The 18,458-nt window shown below is 69.6% G+C and carries 17 protein-coding genes; 6 read left to right on the top strand and 11 right to left on the bottom strand.

Annotation, left to right across the window (positions count from 1 at the left end):
* Window positions 1-68: 68 nt before the first annotated feature.
* The 7 genes from AC0IWM_RS06810 to AC0IWM_RS06840 form a co-directional block, all read right to left on the bottom strand.
* A complete protein-coding gene (locus tag AC0IWM_RS06810) occupies window positions 69-1,262 on the bottom strand; it encodes an alpha/beta hydrolase (RefSeq protein ID WP_471753686.1) in 1,194 nt (397 codons plus the stop codon).
* Window positions 1,263-1,401: 139 nt separating this feature from the next.
* Window positions 1,402-1,605 carry a hypothetical protein gene (locus AC0IWM_RS06815; protein ID WP_471753688.1) on the bottom strand — a complete coding sequence of 68 codons (204 nt, stop codon included), beginning with the start codon at window positions 1,603-1,605 and terminating at the stop codon, window positions 1,402-1,404.
* Between the two features lie 91 nt (window positions 1,606-1,696).
* Window positions 1,697-2,137 carry a response regulator gene (locus AC0IWM_RS06820; protein ID WP_471753690.1) on the bottom strand — a complete coding sequence of 147 codons (441 nt, stop codon included), beginning with the start codon at window positions 2,135-2,137 and terminating at the stop codon, window positions 1,697-1,699.
* 154 nt (window positions 2,138-2,291) lie between these two features.
* A complete protein-coding gene (locus tag AC0IWM_RS06825; RefSeq protein WP_471753692.1) occupies window positions 2,292-3,188 on the bottom strand; it encodes a dienelactone hydrolase family protein in 897 nt (298 codons plus the stop codon).
* Window positions 3,189-3,267: 79 nt separating this feature from the next.
* Window positions 3,268-3,753, bottom strand: a complete 486-nt coding sequence (locus AC0IWM_RS06830) for a hypothetical protein (protein WP_471753694.1) — start codon at window positions 3,751-3,753, stop codon at window positions 3,268-3,270.
* A 139-nt stretch (window positions 3,754-3,892) separates the two neighbouring features.
* Entirely contained in the window at window positions 3,893-4,390 is a 498-nt protein-coding gene (locus AC0IWM_RS06835; RefSeq protein WP_471753696.1) for a DUF192 domain-containing protein, read from the bottom strand.
* 11 nt (window positions 4,391-4,401) lie between these two features.
* A complete protein-coding gene (locus AC0IWM_RS06840) occupies window positions 4,402-5,019 on the bottom strand; it encodes a cold-shock protein (RefSeq protein ID WP_471753698.1) in 618 nt (205 codons plus the stop codon).
* 302 nt (window positions 5,020-5,321) lie between these two features.
* Here AC0IWM_RS06840 and AC0IWM_RS06845 point away from each other — a divergent pair, with 302 nt between their 5' ends.
* Window positions 5,322-6,311 (top strand): acetyltransferase domain-containing protein, encoded by a 990-nt coding sequence (locus tag AC0IWM_RS06845; RefSeq protein WP_471753700.1) that lies wholly within the window; start codon window positions 5,322-5,324, stop codon window positions 6,309-6,311.
* A 25-nt stretch (window positions 6,312-6,336) separates the two neighbouring features.
* On the opposite strand, the gene efp is transcribed toward AC0IWM_RS06845, so the two are convergent.
* The gene (gene efp, locus AC0IWM_RS06850; protein ID WP_055953091.1) at window positions 6,337-6,903 is read right to left on the bottom strand and encodes an elongation factor P; all 567 of its coding nucleotides are present in this window, start codon (window positions 6,901-6,903) and stop codon (window positions 6,337-6,339) included.
* Window positions 6,904-7,087: 184 nt separating this feature from the next.
* Here efp and epmA point away from each other — a divergent pair, with 184 nt between their 5' ends.
* From epmA to AC0IWM_RS06865, 3 genes are all read left to right on the top strand, one after another.
* On the top strand, window positions 7,088-8,140 hold the full coding sequence (epmA, locus tag AC0IWM_RS06855) for an EF-P lysine aminoacylase EpmA (RefSeq protein ID WP_471753702.1): 1,053 nt from the start codon (window positions 7,088-7,090) through the stop codon (window positions 8,138-8,140).
* Complete coding sequence (locus AC0IWM_RS06860; protein WP_471753704.1) at window positions 8,137-9,189, top strand: lysine-2,3-aminomutase-like protein; 1,053 nt, start codon at window positions 8,137-8,139, stop codon at window positions 9,187-9,189. The genes epmA and AC0IWM_RS06860 overlap by 4 nt, the downstream gene beginning before the upstream one ends.
* A gap of 115 nt (window positions 9,190-9,304) precedes the next feature.
* On the top strand, window positions 9,305-9,754 hold the full coding sequence (locus AC0IWM_RS06865; RefSeq protein ID WP_471753706.1) for a Tellurite resistance protein TerB: 450 nt from the start codon (window positions 9,305-9,307) through the stop codon (window positions 9,752-9,754).
* Window positions 9,755-9,757: 3 nt separating this feature from the next.
* Here AC0IWM_RS06865 and AC0IWM_RS06870 read toward each other — a convergent pair whose 3' ends face one another.
* Together AC0IWM_RS06870 and AC0IWM_RS06875 are read right to left on the bottom strand one after the other, a co-directional pair.
* Complete coding sequence (locus AC0IWM_RS06870; RefSeq protein ID WP_471753708.1) at window positions 9,758-10,150, bottom strand: phage holin family protein; 393 nt, start codon at window positions 10,148-10,150, stop codon at window positions 9,758-9,760.
* 132 nt (window positions 10,151-10,282) lie between these two features.
* Window positions 10,283-11,707: a DEAD/DEAH box helicase family protein gene (locus AC0IWM_RS06875; RefSeq protein WP_471753710.1), complete on the bottom strand. Its 1,425-nt coding sequence runs from the start codon at window positions 11,705-11,707 to the stop codon at window positions 10,283-10,285.
* A 183-nt stretch (window positions 11,708-11,890) separates the two neighbouring features.
* On the opposite strand from AC0IWM_RS06875, the gene AC0IWM_RS06880 reads away from it, so the two are divergent.
* A complete protein-coding gene (locus AC0IWM_RS06880) occupies window positions 11,891-12,529 on the top strand; it encodes a hypothetical protein (RefSeq protein WP_471753712.1) in 639 nt (212 codons plus the stop codon).
* A 5-nt stretch (window positions 12,530-12,534) separates the two neighbouring features.
* On the opposite strand, the gene AC0IWM_RS06885 is transcribed toward AC0IWM_RS06880, so the two are convergent.
* Complete coding sequence (locus AC0IWM_RS06885) at window positions 12,535-14,589, bottom strand: methyl-accepting chemotaxis protein (RefSeq protein WP_471753714.1); 2,055 nt, start codon at window positions 14,587-14,589, stop codon at window positions 12,535-12,537.
* Between the two features lie 486 nt (window positions 14,590-15,075).
* Here AC0IWM_RS06885 and uvrA point away from each other — a divergent pair, with 486 nt between their 5' ends.
* Window positions 15,076-18,051, top strand: coding sequence for an excinuclease ABC subunit UvrA (gene uvrA / locus AC0IWM_RS06890; RefSeq protein WP_471753716.1), 2,976 nt, complete (start codon window positions 15,076-15,078; stop codon window positions 18,049-18,051).
* The last annotated feature ends 407 nt before the right edge of the window (window positions 18,052-18,458 follow it).

The raw sequence follows: 18,458 nt of genomic DNA on the forward strand, positions 1-18,458 counted from the left end.
TCGCGACAGGCGCGGAGGGCACCCGCCATCCGACCGGCGCCCGTCCGAGCGCCGGCGGGAATCCGTTCTCAGGGCCGGCGCGACGCCGCCGGCTTGGCGCGAGTGGAATTGGCGGCGGGGGTGGGTGCCGGTGTGGCCGGCTGGGCGGCGGGCGGACGCACCGACTCGACGACGAGGCGCTTGACCGGCCAGCCGTCCCCCCAGCGCTCCATGTCGCTGAAGCGCGGATTGCCCTTGAGGCTGTTGGCGTCCGCGCCCGCGAAGGCGGCCGCGGCGGCGAGGTCGAAGGTCTTCCAGTAGGCGAGGTAGTCCAGGCTGTCGGCGCGGGCATTGTTGATCTGCGAGACGAGCGTGGTCTGCTCGCCGGTCAGCGCCATGTCGGGCGACCACTTGAAGGGCGGCACCGGCTGCTTGGGATCCCGCGGCGGCTCCGGCGGCAGCTTGATCGCCGAGCCGTCGTAGGCGGCATCCACGGCCGCCGGCGACGTCAGCGTGGCGGCCAGGGCCGGAAAGCCATGGTCGTCCGAGAGAGCGCGCACGAAGAGCTTGCGCTCGGTCGGCACCGCGCTCGCCTCGCGCAGCAGGCGCCTGCCGGCCAGGTCGGCGGCGCGGGCGTCGCGGTCGCCGATGACGGTGATCACAAGGGTTTCGGGGGCGATTCGTCCCAGGTCGTGCAGGACGATGCCGCGGGAGCGCGCGTCGCTGGCGATGCCCCCCGGCATGATCGCGAAGACGAGGCGCGGCGCGGGCAGGCCCTGCTCCGCCGCGTCGGCCGCCAGATTGGCGGCGATGGGGGCACCGGCGAGGTATCCGATCATCGCGACCCGCTTGAGATCCGGCTTGGCGTCGGCATCGCTCCCGAGATCGGACAAGGTGAATTTGAGGATGCGCGCGGCGATCGCGCTCGCCTCGGACGGACGTGTCCGGTTGAGGTCCTGGAAACGCGGAAACACGACGAGCGCGCCGGTCCGGGCGAGGTGATCGATCCAGGCGCCATAGGCCTGCGGATTGGAAGCGCCCCAGGCGTGGAGGAAGACGACGACGGGGCGACCTTCGGCCGGTGCCGACCCGGTCTTGTAGAACACGAAGCTGCCGGCTCCGGCCTTGCCGAGACCGCGCTTGACGATGGTCGCTGCGCGGTCACCGACTCCGCCCGGACCGTCGGCCGGCTGGGTCGGCGGGGCGGCCGCGGCGGCCGGCCCGGCGGCCAAGAGGACGGCCAGGCCCAAGGCGGCGACGCCGAGACTCAAGTTCAAACGCATGGAAAGCCCGAAAGCGCGGCCCGTGAGCTTCGAAGGCCAGTCCTCGCGAAGCCCGGATCAACGTTGCGCCGGACCATACGGTAATCCGGCGCTCCTGAGTGCGGTATTCCCGCCGCACTGTGTGTCCGGAATTCGCCGATCAGTGATCCGATTGGGCGCGGCGCGCGTCGATCATCGCGGCCAGGCGCATCAGGTCGCTGGGCTGAACTGCGTCGGCCATCGAATCATAGACATCGCGCAGGTTGCTTCCCAGCGTCTCAAGTAGCTGATCCTCGGGGAGACCGGTCAGGGACGACCAGGATTCATCCGGATGCTGGGTACGGATTGACTGGGCGAGGTTCATCGTCGGCTCTCGGGCCATCGGGCGGCCTCTCGATCGTGGGAAACCGGTCAACGGGCTCGTGGCCGGATGTTTCCATTGATCTATGATAATTCTAATTGCCCCGAGCTGGCGTGCCGATGATGTCCGGTCCCGCGGCGCCTCCGTCGGCGCGGCCGGCAGCCTCCTCGACCCAGGCCAGGATGTCGGCGGCGCGCCAGGGCTTGGGAATGAAGGTCGCCGAGACGCGCAGGTCGCTGGGCTGGTCGCCGGCATCCCCGGAGGTGAGCAGGACCCGGACACGCGGCCACGTCACTCCGATGATGCGGGCGAGTTCGAAGCCGCCGATCGGCCCCGGAGTCCGCACGTCGGAGAAGACCACGCTGACCTCGTCGCCGCGATCGTTGAGGATGGCGAGGGCCCGCTCGGCCGTCTCGGCCTCGATGACCCGAAAGCCCGTCTCTTCGAGGAGCTCGGCCGCGAGGAAGCGCTCGTCTGGCTCGTCCTCCACGACGAGGATCACGGGACGTGCGTCAGACGGGATCACAGCACTCATGGGTCCGGTACGCTCTTCGGGCCAGAACGGCGGGCCAAGTGCAATCTAGCGCCACGGAGGTGCGAAGCTGTCAATGTGGCGGAACCGACCAATAGCGCTGAAGCCGGCCCGAGCGGCCCGGTTGTGCTTTCGGTGTCACGCTTTCGCGAGGTTTTTAGCCAACGCCGTGTGATTTCAGAAAGGCTAGGGCGCGAGCCCAACCATCCCTGGCATCCGCTTCACGGTAGCTCGGCCGATAATCCGCATGAAAACCGTGCGGTGCATCGGGATAGACGACGAGCTCCACCACCTTGCCGGCCGCCTTCGCCTTGTCCCGCGCCGCCTCCACGTCCCGGACCGGAATGCCGGTATCGGCTCCGCCATAGAGGCACAGGAGCGGCGCGTTGAGCTCGCCCGCCACGTCCGTGCCGGTGCGGGGCTGGATGTCGGTGCGCTCGCCGCCGACCGGGCCGTACCAGGCGACACCCGCCTTCAGATCCTTGCGATGGGCGGCGTAGAGCCAGACGCCGCGCCCGCCGCGGCACCAGCCCATCGTCCCCATCCGCGCCGGATCTCCGTGCGAGGCCGAGACGGCCCAGCTCGCAGCGGCATCGAGGTCGGCGATCCACTGGGCATCCGGGGTCTTCGAGATGACGTCGCGGATGATGGCCTTGGCATCGGTCATGGTCGAAAGGTCGCCCTGTCGGGCGTAGAGCTCGGGTGCGACCGCACAATATCCGGCCTTGGCGAGCCTGCGGCAGATGTCCTTGATGTAGTCGTGGACGCCGAAGATCTCCTCGATGACGAGGACGATCGGAAACGGACCCGCCCCCTTCGGCATGGCCCGGTATCCCGGCATCGGGCCGTCCGCGGCGGGGATCTTCACCTCGTCCGCCTCGATGCCCTCGGCATCGGTATGGATCACCTGCGCCTCGACGGCGCTCGTCGCCAGGGTCAAGCCCGTCATCAGGCTCGTCATGACGAAGCCGCGCCGGGAGAAGGGCGGCGTCAGGAGCCCGTCGAGGCCGTCGAGCGGCGCGCTGTCGAGGCGGTGATCCGAAGTTTTCAACATGACGATCCCGGTGCGACCTATGGAAGGCGATTCTGGATCGCAGGAGGGAAGCTAGGGCGTTCTGCGGCGGCGGCCAGCCTCAGAGCGCGACGCGCTGGCGGCCGGCCTCGCCCGTCCGCTGATCCGCCATCAGGCTCGTGCGCCGGGCTGCGAGGCGGGGCTCGCCGGCAGGATTCCGCTTCCGGATCGCTCCGGGGCCGGCGGATTTCGGCCGGACGAGATCGCCCAGGGCCACGAAGCCCGTATCACCCCGGCGCGATCCGGCGCCGGCGACGAGGCCGAAGGCGACCGCAAAGGATTGCGAGAGGCCGGAATCCGTCGGGACTCCGAAAGCCGCGACCGCGGCGAGGAAGGCCTCGCGAAAGCTCCGCGGCGTGCACCAGCTCTTCTCGGCGAGGTGCATCGGCCATTCCCAGAGGTCGCCCCGCCGCATGGCGATCGCGTCCCGGGCGATGAAGTAGCCGGTCTCGCGATGCTGCAGGCCGTCGGCGACGACACGCCAGTCGGTGTTCTCGAACAGGGCCGGGATCGTCGGGCGCGCGTCGTCCAGAGGCAGGTCGAACATGATGTCCCCTCGTCGCCAGGTTAGGTGCCGCCGCGTGGCAGTCCCGAAATGGATCAGAACATTGAGGGAACAGTGGTGGGAAAGAGGGCGGGCGTCAAGCCTTTGTTCTCGATGTGTTCGAGGATGCCGCAGCGATTCCCTACCGGGCCTTCCGGTCGAAGAGGGCGTGCTCCACCCGGTCGCCCGCATGGATGCGCAGCCGGGCCGCAGTCCCGGCATTGAGCTCCAGGACCGAGAGGACGGGTTCGTTCGACGGGATCACCTTGGTGGAGAGCGGTTCGGTGTCGGCGGCGATCTTGGCGATGGTCCCGTCGGCGCGGATGAACAGCATGTCGAGGGGCAGGTAGGTGTTCTTCATCCACATGGCCACGGGGGCGGAGGCCTGGAAGTCGAAGAGCATGCCATGGTCGGGCGCCATCGTGCGGCGGTACATCAGGCCGCGGGAGCGCTCCGCATCGGTCCGCATCACCTCGACGGCAAAGACGTGCCGGCCTTCGCGGCCGACGATGCTCAGCGGCTCGGTCGGCCCGGAGGCCGCGTCCTGCGCGGCCGCCCGGCCGAGGATCAGCCCGAACAGGGCCAGGGCGAGGAGCGCGCGCAATCCATCGCGCCAGTCGATCAAACGTCGCGTAACCACCGGACCATCCGTCAGTGTGAGGCGGGCAGCGCACCGTCGAGCAGCCGGACTTCGGCGGCCATCTTGCCCTTGGATCCATCGCCGTAGCGGACGAGAACGGTCTCGCCCGGCTTGAGCTCGGCGATTCCGTAGCGGCGGAGCGTCTCCATGTGAACGAAGATATCCGGCGTCCCGTCGCCGCGGCTCAGGAAGCCGAAGCCGCGCAGGCGGTTGAACCACTTCACCACGGCGGTTTCGAGTCCGCTGGTCGGGGTCACGGTGACGTGGGTGCGGGGCAGCGGAAGCTCGGAGGGATGAAGCGCGGTCGACTGGTCGAGGGAGATGACCCGGAAGGCCTGCCAGCCGCGGGGCCGCTCCGTGGCCTCCACGACCACGCGGGCGCCCTCGCTAGCACTCTGGTGCCCGTCGCGGCGCAGGCAGGTGATGTGCAGGAGCACGTCGGCCGAGCCGTCGTCCGGCACGATGAAGCCGAAGCCCTTCGCCACGTCGAACCACTTGATCCGGCCCGCGACCTCCGTGAGGTCGAGCGGCCGCTGGGCCTCGGTGCCCTGCCCTTCGACGGCGCGGTTGTCGTCCTGCTCTCCCGACGAACGCTGCCCGAAGGGGCCTGAACCGAAATCGTCAGACATGTAAGCAACCCACACCGAATCACGTCTCGCGACCCGCACGAGAGATTAACAAAGTCATGACTCGGCGGAAGCCTGTTTGGCGGTCGAGGCCGGGCTTCGATGCCGCATTGTTCGGCAGGGCGGTTCGCGAGCAACAGCCGGACGCATCGGATCGAGGGGCAAGTCGAAGCCAAGCTTTAGTATTTTTGGGCGTTCGCGGAAGTCGGCCAAAATTTGTTAAGCGTCTTCGTGGGAGACGCCGGTTTCGTTTCGAAAACGGTGCGGCGTCGCGACGACGCGCGAACGATGCTAGGGCCTGCGCGATGAAGCGCCCGCCCCCCTCCCCCGTCGCGCCACGGTTCCGATACGCGGCCCTCGACGCCGCGCGCGGCCTCGCCCTCGTGGCGATGGCGCTCTACCATGCGACCTGGGACCTCGGTGCCCTGAGGCTGACCCCCGAGAACTACGCCCTGACGCCGCCGGGCCGGCTCGCCGCGCACGGCATCGCCGGAAGCTTCCTGATCCTCGTCGGAATCGGCCTCGTCCTGATGAACGGCGAGCGCTTCGCGGGCCGCCCGTTCCTGCTGCGGCTGGCCCGGATCGCCGGTGCGGCGGCCCTCGTCACCATCGCGACCCTGGTGGCCGATCCGTCGAGCTACATCTTCTTCGGCATCCTGCACTGCATCGCCGTGTCGAGCGTGCTCGCCCTGCCCTTCGTGCGGGTCCTGCCGGGCTGGGCGGCCCTCCTCGGTGCGGCCCTCGTGCTGGCCGCTCCGCACCTGATCTCGGCCGGCCTGCTCGACGCGCCGGTCCTGTCCTTCGTGGGATTGGGACGCGGCACGCCGCAGACCAACGACTACGTGCCGCTGTTCCCCTGGTTCGGGCTGGTGCTCATCGGCGTCGCGGCGGCCCTCTACGGCCTGCCCGCCTTCCGGCGCTCGCGCCTCGCGGACTGGTCGCCCACCGGGCGGACGACCCGGGGCCTGGCCTGGGCGGGGCGCCACAGCCTGGCGATCTACCTCATCCACCAGCCGGTGCTGATGGCGCTGCTGACCGGAGTCGTCAGCGTGACCGGACCGCATCCGCAGGCGGGGGTGGCCGAATTCCGAGCGCTCTACCGGCGCAACTGCGTCGCGACCGGCGGCGAAGCGGAGGCCTGCACCCGGGCGGCGGCCTGCGTCTCGGACGCGTTCCGCCGGGAGCATCTCTGGGCGGACACGCCGCGCAGCTTCACCGCCGAGGAGCGCCGGCGGGCCCAGGGGTTGTCGCAGGGCTGCTACGAGGCGGCGGAGGGAACGGCACCGGCGCCGTGAGCCGGCACCCGTTCCCGAGACGCCGTCAGTCCTTGGCGCGCTCCACGTAGGAACCGTCCTCGGTCATGATCACCACTCGGGTGCCGACGGCGATGTGCGGCGGCACCGCGGTGCGCACGCCGTTCGAGAGGATCGCGGGCTTGTAGGAGGAGGAGGCCGTCTGGCCCTTCATCGCCGGCTCGGTCTCGGTGACCTCGAGGACGACGCGCTGCGGCAGGTCGAGGGTGAGCGCCACGCCGTTATGGGTGGAGACCATCACGGCCATGCCTTCCTGCAGGTACGGCGCGGCGCTGCCGACGACGTCCTTGGGGATCGCGACCTGGTCGTAGTTCTCGGGGTTCATGAAGTGGAAGCCCTCGCCGTCCTCGTAGAGGAAGGTGTGCTCCCGGTCCTCGACGAAGGCGCGCTCGACCGACTCGGTGGTGCGGTAGCGCTCGGACACCTTCACGCCGTCGGTGATGCGGCGCATGTCGAGCTGGGTCACCGGGGTGCCCTTGCCGGGGTGGATGTTCTCGACCGTCAGGATGACGTAGAGCTTGCCATCCTTGTCGACGACGTTGCCCTTGCGGAGCGTAGAGGCGATCACCTTCACGGGGTCTGGTCCTGCTGTGTTCGTTGAAGAAAAACGGACTCGGCGCCCCGACGCGGATCTTTCCGCGGGAGCGACATCTTGGCCCCGCCACTAACCTATCCGCGCCACCGTTGCCAGTCGCGCCGCGAGACGGCACTCCCGAGTCGTCGATTCCCGGACTGAAGCCCAGCGCAAAGCTCGCCGCATGAACACCCCTTCCCCCTGGTGGGCGCCCCATCGCCATGCCGACCGCCGGCCGGCCCTGATGGCCCGGAACCGCATCGTCGCGGCCTTCCGCGCGCATTTCGCGGCGGCCGACTTCGTCGAGGTCGAGGCCGCCGCGCTGCAGGTGTCGCCGGGCAACGAGGCGCATCTCGCGGCCTTCGCCACCGAGGCCCTGGGGCCGGACGGATCGCGGCGGCCGCTCTACCTGCACACCTCGCCGGAATTCACCTGCAAGAAGCTCCTCGCCGCGGGCGAGCCGCGCCTCGTCAGCTTCGCCCGCGTGTATCGCAATCGTGAGCGCGGACCCCTTCACCATCCGGAATTCACCATGCTGGAATGGTACCGGGCCGGAGTCGACTACACCGCCCTGATGCGCGACGGCGCCGACCTCCTGGCGCTCGCCGCCGAGACGGCCGGCGTGCCGACGCTGCGCCACCGCGGGCGCATGGCCGATCCGTTCGCGGATTTCGAGCGCGTGACCCTCGCCGAGGCCTTCGCCGAGCGAGCCGGGATCGACCTCCTCGCCACCATCGACCACGACGGCGCCACGAACCGCGACGCGCTCGCGGCGTCCGTCTCGGGGGCCGGGCTCAGGGTCGCGGACGACGATACCTGGGCCGACCTGTTCAGCCGGGTCCTGGTCGCGCGGATCGAGCCGCATCTCGGGCTCGGGCGACCGACGATCCTGTACGAGTACCCCGTCAGCGAGGCGGCCCTGGCGCGGCCGAGCCCCGGCGATTCGCGCGTCGCCGAGCGCTTCGAGCTCTATGCCTGCGGCGTCGAGCTCGCCAACGCCTTCGGCGAGCTGACCGATGCCGAGGAGCAGCGCCGGCGCTTCACCCTCGAGATGGCCGAGAAGGCCCGCGTCTACGGCGAGAGCTACCCGATCGACGAGGATTTCCTCGACGCCCTGGCGGTCATGCCGGAGGCGAGCGGGATCGCCCTCGGCCTCGATCGCCTCGTCATGCTGGCGACCGATGCCCGCCACATCGAGGATGTGCTCTGGACGCCGGTGGCGGGGCCGGCACGATGAGCGCCTCCCTGCGCCGGCCGGCCGACCTCGTCCGTGCCGGGCTCGCGGCTCCCGGCGCCCTGCCGGCCCTGGAGGCGGTGGCGGCGCGCTACGCCGTCTCGGTCACGGCCGACATGGCCGAGCTGATCGATCCGCACGACCCGGCGGACCCGATCGCCCGCCAGTTCCTGCCCCGGGCGGAAGAGCTGGAGACCCGCGCGGAAGAGGCAGCCGATCCGATCGGCGACGCGGTCCACAGCCCCCTGCCCGGCCTCGTCCATCGCTACCCGGACCGGGTGCTCCTGAAGCCCCTGCACGTCTGCCCGGTCTATTGCCGCTTCTGCTTCCGGCGCGAGATGGTCGGTCCGGAGGGGCTCGGCACCCTGAGCGAGGCCGAACTCGCCCGGGCCCTCGCCTACATCGCCGGGCGGCCCGAGATCTGGGAGGTCGTCGTGACGGGGGGCGATCCCTTCGCCCTGGCGCCGCGGCGGCTCGCCGAGATCGCGGCGTCCCTCGCGGCGATCCCGCACGTGCGGGTGCTGCGCTTCCACACCCGGGTTCCGGTGGTGGCCCCCGACATGGTCGGAGACGCGCTCGTCGCAGCCCTGAAGCGCTTCGAGGGAGCGGTGTTCGTGGCGCTGCACGCCAACCACCCGCGCGAGTTCACGCCGGCGGCCCGCGCGGCTGTGGCGCGGCTCGTCGATTCCGGAATCCCGATGGTGAGCCAGACGGTGCTGCTCGCCGGGATCAACGACGACCCGGACACCCTGTCCCTTCTGATGCGGCGCTTCGTCGAGAACCGGATCAAGCCGTACTACCTGCATCACGGCGACCTCGCGCCCGGAACCGGCCACCTGCGTACGGATCTCGCCGCCGGCCGCGACCTCGTCCGGTCCCTGCGCGGACGCCTCTCGGGCTTGGCTCAGCCGCTCTACGTCCTCGACATCCCGGGCGGCCGAGGCAAGGTTCCGGTGGGACCGGACTATCTCGCGCAAGCGGGCAGCGGCTGGCGCGTGACGGACCCGCAGGGCGCCGTCCACGACTATCCGCCGAAGGCGCGCGAGCCCTGAGGCAGCGGGTGCGTTGACACGCCTCCGGCGCCAAGCTTTTGATGCGAAAGCGCTGTCGCGGGGCGGTCCGGCCTGAGCCGGGCCTCGCCCTCTCCAAGGATCTTCGGGGAACCGGATGGGTGTGTTTCAGGAGTTCGTCGGGCGCTTCTCCCAGACCATGGGGGCCTATCTCGGCGACCGGGCGCTGATGGAGGCGGCGGTCTCGGCCTCGGCCAACGTGATCCTGGCGGATTACGAGATCGACGAGGAGGAGATCGAGGTGGCGCTGGCCGGCATGCGCGCCAACCCGATCCTCGAGCGGGGCTACGACACCCTGAAGCTGGAGGCCGAGCTGTTCGACGGCATCGCCCGCGCCCGCACCCGCGCCGGCCGCGCCGAGAACCTGCACTTCGTCGCCGCCATCGCGGAGCGCGAGATCGCCCAGCGCACCAGCGTGTTCCTGATCGCCGCCGATGTCGCGGACCAGGCCGGGATCAGCGAGCCGGAGCATGCCGCCCTGGCCGAGATCGCAGTGGCGCTCGGCGTCGACAAGGACGCGCTCCTCGGCACGGTGCGGCAGGCCTGAGACTCAGTCGGCGACGCGGCCCGTCACCAGGGCGGCGTCCTTCTCCACCTGACACTCGAAGCGGCGCGGCAGCAGGTTGGAGCGATCCATCCGGCGCAGGCCCAGCACCATGAGGACAAGGGCGATCCCGGCGAAGGGCGCCCCGACGATCAGCGCGGCCGCGATCTCCGATCCGATCAGGGCGGCGAGCCCCTTCACCAGGGCCACGAACAGCATCACCAGCGCGGCGACCACCAGGGTCAGCGCGGTGCCGAAGCGGGCGACGAGGCCGAGGATGGCGCGGATGTTCCCGTCCGTCTCCCGCCGCATCAGCTCGAGTTCCTGTCCGACGAGATCGCCGCCGTGGCGCAGACCCTCGCTGATCAGTCGGGCAAGGCTCGGCGTCGGTCGTGCCATCGGGTCGGGTCCTCTCGTCGCGTGCAGGGTGTTCGCGTTCGGTTCGTTCGCGGGCGAGCGCCCTTCGCGGACGGATCCCTGATGGCCACAACCGTGGCGGTCCGATCCCGTTCCAGCGGAACGCGTTCGGCCTCAAGCCGCCTCGCTGGCCTGCACCTCGGCGATGGCCTTGGCGATCGCGTCGATGAGCGTGGTGTCCTCGCCCGCCATGGCATCCATCGAGGCCATGCGGCCGACCACGGTGGCGGCGATGCGCTCCTCCACGGTGCCCTCGGCGAGGGCGTAGTAGATCGTCGCGCGCTGCCCGTCCCGGTGGCAGCGGCCCTCGATCTGCGCGAGCTGGATCGCGCTGTGGCGCAGGTCGTGGACGATCAGCGCGCGGGGCCTCTCGCCTCCCGGCAGCTCGTGGGCATGCAGGGAGATCGATTCCGTCACCGTGAAGACCACGGCGTCGAGCCCGCCTGTCTGGAAGGCGAGCCGCACCGCCTCGTTGGCGTCGCCCGATTGCGTGCCGGTGATCGCGTCGGCCCGCCAGCCCGCCGCGCGCAGGGCCTCGACCAGCGCGGCGGCCGTCTCCAGGAAGGCCACCGAGATCGCGACCGCGTGGCCGTCCTCCATCAGCAGGTCGGCGAAGGCGGTGCTGCCCGAGACCCGGAGCTGGCTCGCCTTCTGGCGGAAGCGCAGGTCCGCCGCCCAGCCCGCCGGCCTGCGAGTGCTGCCGCCGAGGAGTCCCCATTCCCGGCGGAACTCCCGCCAGGTCGCGTCGTAGAGGCGGCGCTCCGACGGGCCGAGGGCGACCGCGCTGAGGGCGCGCTGCACCTCCGGCCATCCGGCGATGTCGCCGGGGCGCCGGCGCAGGCCGATCGCGCGCGTCCCCTTGAACAGCAGGTCGGCCATCACCGTGCAGTCGCGCGGGTTCGCCTCCCAGGACCAGTTCGTCCAGCGCCCCTTGGCGCGGCCGATCCCGAGCCGCTGCATCAGGCCTCGGAATTCAGCCAGCGTCCCGGTCGGCTGTCCCGCGGCTTCGCCGAGCAGGCGCCCGAGATAGGAGAGCTCGTGGGGGGCCTGCCCGGCGGTGGCGCTGAGGTAGACCGTGAACGCTGCCGCGTCCGCGATCTGCCGGCAGACGAGGCTCTGCTGGGCGTAAGGATTCCGGAGGCGGTGGCTCTCATCGAAGACCACCAGCGGCCAGGTGCGCTTCGGCGTGCCGTGCCGGGCGAGCGCGTTGTTTTTGGCCCGGGTCGAGCGCCGGTTGCCGGCCGGGGGCGGCGCCATCAGCGCCTTGGTGCGCTCGTAGTTGGTGAGCGTCACCGCCTTCTCGCCGAGCCCCGACAGGGCGATGGTGCGTCGCCATTGCGGCATCGCGCCCTTGGGGCAGACGATGAGGACCTCGCGCTCGGGCATGGCCGCGACCGCGCTCCAGACCGAGAGGGTCTTGCCGAGCCCGGTCATGTCACCGAGTAGGAATCCCGTCCGGCCCGCGGCACGCGCGGATAGGATCGCGTCGCGGGCCGAAACCTGGTGCGGACGCGGCACGAGGCGGTCGCCGAAGACCATCAGGCGGCGTTTCCCGGCGCGCGGAATCGAGGAGACTTAATTCTCGTCGCGGCCTTGCAAGCCTGCTCGCGAAGTCTTGGGCCGACCCTCACCATCTTTTGAAAACCTTGGAACTGTTCAGGTTGTGCTTTTGTTAAGGGGTCATCTCGGCGCGCAGTCGGGCGCCCCCACCCGGAGACATCGATGCCGACGATCCCGCTCTCCGCCGCCGCGCGCGCCGCAATCGCCCCTGCCTTCGGACTGATGATGCTCACGCTGCCGGCGAGCGCCCAGAGCGCCGATGGCGGCCTGTTCGACCTGCTCTTTGCCCCCGCCCGGCCGGTGCAGCAAGTGGCGCCCGCGCCCGCACCGGACTTCGACTACCAGCAGGCCCGTCGCTCGATTCGGCGCGTTACCAGTCGCCCGCGTCCGAAGATCCGCTACGCGGCGCTTCCGAAATCCGAAGCGCTGCAGATCAAGGTCACCGACCGTCAGACGCCCCTCGACATGAAGGCCGGCCCGGCGGCCGCCTTCATGAAGGATGAGACCCTTCGCCCGGGTGACATCGTGGTGATGAAGGAGGGCGCGAAGGTCTTCGTCGGCCGGCCCGACGACCGTCACACCGCCCGCGATTTCGAGAGCATCGGCCGGTCCGATTTCGTCGACCGGCGGACCCGCAACCAACTCGCCGCGATGATGCTCCCGATCGGCGCCATGCCGGCCGACCAGGCTCGCAAGATGATGGCGCAGGCGCACAAGGTCATGCCCGCCAGCGTCGACCAGACCGTCAAGCCGGAGTTGACGGCGATGCGCATCATCAACCCCTGGAAGACCAACCCCTAGGCCGATCAGGCGGCCCGGACCGTGACCAGGAAACCATCCACTTCCTGGCGCAGGGCGGCGGCCTGACGGGCGAGGTCGCTCGCGGCCGTGAGCACCTGGGCCGAGCCGTTGCGGGCGGAGTCCGCCGCCTCGCGGACGCCGACGATGTGCCCGGACACGGCCCGGGTTCCCTCGGAGGTGAGGACGGTGTTGCGGGCGATCTCCTGGGTGGCCGATTCCTGCTGATCCACCGCCGCGGAGATGTCGCCCGAGATCCGGCCGAGACGCTGGATGACTTCCATGATCCCGCCGATCGCCGTCACAGACGCGTCCGTCGATTGCGAGATCTCGAAGACCTTGGCGCCGATCTCCTCGGTGGCCTTCGCGGTCTGGGTCGCCAGGCTCTTCACCTCCGCGGCGACGACGGCGAAGCCCCGCCCAGCCTCGCCGGCCCGCGCCGCCTCGATGGTGGCGTTGAGCGCCAGCAGGTTGGTCTGGGCCGCGATGCTGGTGATCAGACCGACGATCTCCCCGATGCTGCTCGCCGCCTGCGCCAGGCGGTTCACGTCCTCGGCCATCCGGGCGGCATCGCGCTCGGCCTCGCTCGCGACCGCGCTCGAGGCCTCGACCCGGTTGCCGATCTCGCGCACCGAGGCGCTCAGCTCTTCGGTGGCGGCCGCCACCGTATCCGCCGTGGCCGCGGTCTCGGCCGAGGCGGCGGCCACGGAGCCGCTGAGGGATGCGGTGTCGCTCGCAGCCTGCGTCAGGGCATAGGCCGCGGTCTCCAGCTGGCTCGAGGCCGCCGAGACCGCCTCGACGATGCCGCTGGCCTGAGCCTCGAAGCGATCGGCGAGCGCTTCCATCTCGGCGCGCCGGGCGGCCGCGGCGTTGGCGGTGACGTGGTCCGCCTCGGCGGCGATGCGCCGACGCTCGGCCACGCTGGCCTGGAAGTCGACGGCCGCCGCCGCGATGGCGCGGACCTCGCGGGCACCACGCCGTGGGATGGTGCCAGCCTCCTCGCCACGCCCGATCGCCGTGAGCGAAGCGGCGATCCGGGTCAGCGGGCGGGCGATGGCGGTGCCGAAGGCGAAGGCGAGGCCGCAGGACAGGCCCAGGGTCGCGAGGCCGACGGCCGTCCAGAGCATGACGCTCCTTTCGGCCTCGGCCCTGGCGGCTCCGGCGGCCACGCCGAGATCGGCGGTGAGTCGGTCCTCGATGGTCTTCAGGGCGTCGATGCGCTGGGTCGCGAGGCCGAACCAGGCGGGGGCGTCGGTGAAGGCGAGCGCGTTGCCGGCGGGCGTATCGAGAACGAGGCGGCGCAGGCGGTCGACTTCCCGGGCGGCGGGCGCGGCCTTGCCGGAATCGAGGAGCGCGGCCTGCGCCGGCTCGGCGCCCAGGCGGAACAGGGATTCGTAGAGGGTCTGGCCGGCGCTGAGGCCCGCCAGCCGCTCGTGGCCGGACAGATCGATGCGGCCGGCACCGAAGATCGCCGAGGCGGCGGCCCGTTCCTGTCCGGCAAGTTCCTTGAGCGCCAGGAAGGACGAGTAGGAGGCGATGCGCGCGGCAAGGTCCGCACTGGCGGCGACCTGGGAGACTTCGCGCACGAGATCGAGCGCGTTGGCGATCACGCCCGAATACAGCCCCATGTTCTGCGCCGGCGTCCGGCCAAGCGCGTCCACCGCGATGCGATGGGGACCGATGCCGGAGAGCTGCTCGCTGAGCGCATCGTGGCGTCGGACGACGCCGGCTCCGACGGCGGCGAGATCGAGGCCGCCCTGACCCTCTTCCAGAGCCTTGTGGGCGGAATCGGTGCGCAGGCGCTGGGCGTCGAGCTCGGCACGGAACTGGGTGCCCTTGGCGCCGAGATAGAGGCTGGACGCGCCGCGCTCGCGCTGAACCTCGTGCACCAGGGCACTGATGCGACCCGCCATGCCGACGAGCGCCTGCACGTTCGTCATCCGGGTGCGCATGTCCATCCGCTCGGTGACGGCAAGTCCCACGACCAGCGCGAAAGCGAGGCAGGGTGCGAGCGCGACCAGAAGTATGCGCGTGCGGAGCGACGTGAACAGACCGGTAGACATGGAGCGAGACCTGCGTGAAATCGTTGCCGACACTGTCGACGTCTCCGGTAAAAGTTGCGTTTCGCCGCTGCCGCATGTTCATTTTTTGATCAGAGATCTTAGATTTTGGGCAGATTTGCTGCAAGAACCTGTGTCGAGACATCCTGTTGCGTGCCTGATTCGATGCGGCCCTCGGTTTCGGGATCGCACCCGTCCCTTCGGCGATCGTGCTCGGTCGATGCATCCTGCGCTGTCGGCGATCCGGGTTCCGGAGAAGCGTCGCAGCGGCTGGGAAATCTGCGGATGTCTTCGCACCGTCCCCATTGGCGGACGCGCCACGCCGTTCGAAAGCCTCGCGATGTTGTCCGCGTACGCATTTTGTTCTAGCTGAGGGGCGGATATGCGCGGCGCGCGCCTTGCCCGACGCGGTGGCGCGCCCGACATGCCGCGGGGGCTCCGGTCGAGTCCTGCCGAGTTCCGCGCCGCAGACGTTTCCGAAGAGACTCCATGGCCAAAGCCAAAGCCGCCGCCAAGACATCGCAAGCCGAGGCCGAGCGGGTCGAAGCCAAGATCGAGGCGCTGTTCGACGGCGCCCGTGATGCGCGCGTCATCTCGGTGCGGGGCGCCCGAGAGCACAACCTGAAGAACATCGACCTGACGATCCCGCGCGATCGGCTCGTCGTCTTCACCGGGCTGTCCGGCTCCGGCAAGTCGTCGCTCGCCTTCGACACGATCTATGCGGAAGGTCAGCGCCGCTACGTCGAATCCCTTTCGGCCTATGCGCGCCAGTTTCTCGAGATGATGTCGAAGCCCGACGTCGACCAGATCGACGGGCTCTCGCCGGCGATCTCGATCGAGCAGAAGACCACCTCGAAGAATCCCCGCTCGACCGTCGGCACCGTCACCGAGATCTACGACTACATGCGCCTGCTCTGGGCGCGGGTCGGCATCCCTTACTCGCCGGCCACGGGCCTGCCGATCGAGAGCCAGACGGTCAGCCAGATGGTGGACCGGGTTCTCGCCCTGCCGGAGAAGAGCCGCCTCTACCTCCTGGCGCCGGTCATCCGCGGTCGGAAGGGCGAGTACCGCAAGGAGATCGCCGAGTTCCAGAAGAAGGGCTTCCAGCGCCTGCGTGTCGACGGCGAGTACTATGCCATCGACGACGTGCCGAAGCTCGACAAGAAGCTGAAGCACGACATCGACGTGGTGGTGGACCGGATTGTGGTCCGGGCGGACATCGCCGCGCGTCTGGCGGATTCGTTCGAGACGGCGCTGGACCTCGCCGACGGCATTGCCCTGATCGAGTTCGCCGACACGCCCGAGGGCGAGACGCCGCGCGAGGCGATCACCTTCTCGTCGCGCTTCGCCTGTCCCGTCTCCGGCTTCACCATCGCGGAGATCGAGCCGCGGTTGTTCTCGTTCAACAATCCCTTCGGCGCCTGCCCGACCTGCGGCGGCATCGGGCACGAGATGCGGATCGACCCTGAACTCGTGATCTCGGATGCCAAGCTGAGCCTGAAGCGTGGCGCGGTCGGCCCCTGGGCGAAGTCGACCTCGCCCTATTACGGCCAGACCCTCGACGCGCTGGCCCGCCACTACGGCTTCAAGACCACGGTGCCCTGGGGCGACCTGCCGGCGAAGGCCCGCGACGTGGTCCTGTACGGCACCGGGCCCGAGGCGGTGCGCTTCGCCTACGACGACGGGATGCGGGCCTACGAGGTCAATAAGCCGTTCGAGGGCGTCGTCCCGAACCTGGAGCGGCGCTACAAGGAGACCGAGAGCGATACCTCGCGCGAGGAGATCGCGCGCTTCATGAGCGAGACGCCCTGCGCCACATGCAGCGGCAAGCGCCTGAAGCTCGAAGCCCTGTCGGTCAAGATCGCCATGCAGGATGTGGGCGAGATCACCGCTCTCTCGGTGCGCGACGCCCACGCCTGGTTCTCGGACCTGCCGGGCAAGCTCACCGACAAGCAGAACGAGATCGCCTACCGGATCCTCAAGGAGATTCGCGACCGCCTGACCTTCCTGATCGATGTCGGGCTGGAATACCTGACGCTGGCGCGCGGCTCCGGCTCCCTCTCGGGCGGCGAGAGCCAGCGCATCCGCCTCGCCTCGCAGATCGGTTCCGGGCTCACCGGCGTTCTCTACGTCCTCGACGAGCCGTCCATCGGGCTGCACCAGCGCGACAACGAGCGCCTGCTCGGCACACTGAAGCGCCTGCGCGACCTCGGCAACTCGGTGATCGTGGTCGAGCACGACGAGGACGCCATCCTGCAGGCCGATTACGTGGTCGATGTCGGCCCGGGGGCCGGCATCCATGGCGGCCAGATCATCGCCCAGGGGACTCCCGAGGAGGTCCTGAAGAATCCGGCATCGCTCACCGCCAAGTACCTCACCGGCGAGATGAGCGTCCGTGTCCCGACCGCACGCCGCAAGGGCCGCAAGGGCAAGCTCAGCCTCGTCGGCGCCCGCGGCAACAACCTGAAGAACGTCTCGGTGGAGATCCCGCTGGGCACCTTCACCTGCATCTCCGGCGTCTCCGGCGGCGGCAAATCCACCCTGATCATCGACACGCTCTACAAGGCGGTGGCGAAATCCCTGAACGGCGCCCTGGAGCATCCCGCACCCTTCGAGCGGCTCGACGGTCTCGAGCACCTCGACAAGGTCATCGACATCGACCAGTCGCCGATCGGCCGCACCCCGCGCTCCAACCCGGCCACCTACACCGGCGCCTTCACGCCGATCCGCGACTGGTTTGCCGGCCTGCCGGAAGCCAAGGCGCGCGGCTATCAGGCCGGGCGGTTTTCGTTCAACGTGAAGGGCGGGCGCTGCGAGGCCTGCTCGGGCGACGGCGTCATCAAGATCGAGATGCACTTCCTGCCGGACGTCTACGTCACCTGCGACGTCTGCAAGGGTCGTCGCTACGACCGCGAGACCCTGGAGGTGAAGTACCGCGACCATTCCATCGCCGACGTGCTCGACATGACCGTCGAGGAGGCCGCCGACCTCTTCAAGGCGGTGCCGACGATCCGTGAGAAGATGGAGACCCTGGCCCGGGTCGGCCTCGGCTACGTCAAGGTCGGTCAGCAGGCCACCACGCTGTCGGGCGGCGAGGCCCAGCGCGTGAAGCTTTCCAAAGAACTGTCGAAGCGGGCCACGGGCCGCACGCTCTACATCCTGGACGAGCCGACGACGGGGCTGCACTTCCACGACGTCGCCAAGTTGATGGAGGTGCTCCACGAACTCGTCGATCAGGGCAACACGGTCGTGGTGATCGAGCACAACCTCGAAGTCATCAAGACCGCCGACTGGGTGATCGACATGGGTCCCGAAGGCGGCGACGGCGGCGGCGTCGTCGTGGCCGAAGGAACGCCCGAGCAGATCGCCAAGTCGCGGGCGAGCCATACCGGGCGATTCCTGCGCGACGTCCTGGCCCGGCGCCCCGCCGCTGCCTCTGCGAAGGGCCGCGCCGCCGCCGAATAGCTCTCCGGGGCTCCGCGATACCCGGCGATTCGCCCGGCCGGATCGAACGCGAGGCGTTTCGCGGCGCATCATTCGGCCGAAACGCGTGCACCGGACGGTCCTGCCTGCCCAATGGCCCGGACGCTCTTGCCGGATTTTCCCACCGCGGAACCGTAACCATAACAGCCTGAGTGTTCAGCGGTATTTTGCCGTGAGGGCTTCCGAAAGCGGCGTGTTCGGCTCCGCCAACCTGCTCAAAAGGTTAACAAATCCTTCCGCGGCACTGCATCGAAAATGCGGCTTTTGCGCAACGGTGCGGGTCGAACTGCCCCGTTTCCAAGCATTCCGCTGTCCTTCCGCGGCGTCCTGTAGAATAGTTCTCGACGTTGAGACTTGAGAACGGGCCGCAAGGGGGGCCGCCGGACCAA

Source organism: Methylobacterium sp. AC433 (assembly GCF_979253015.1).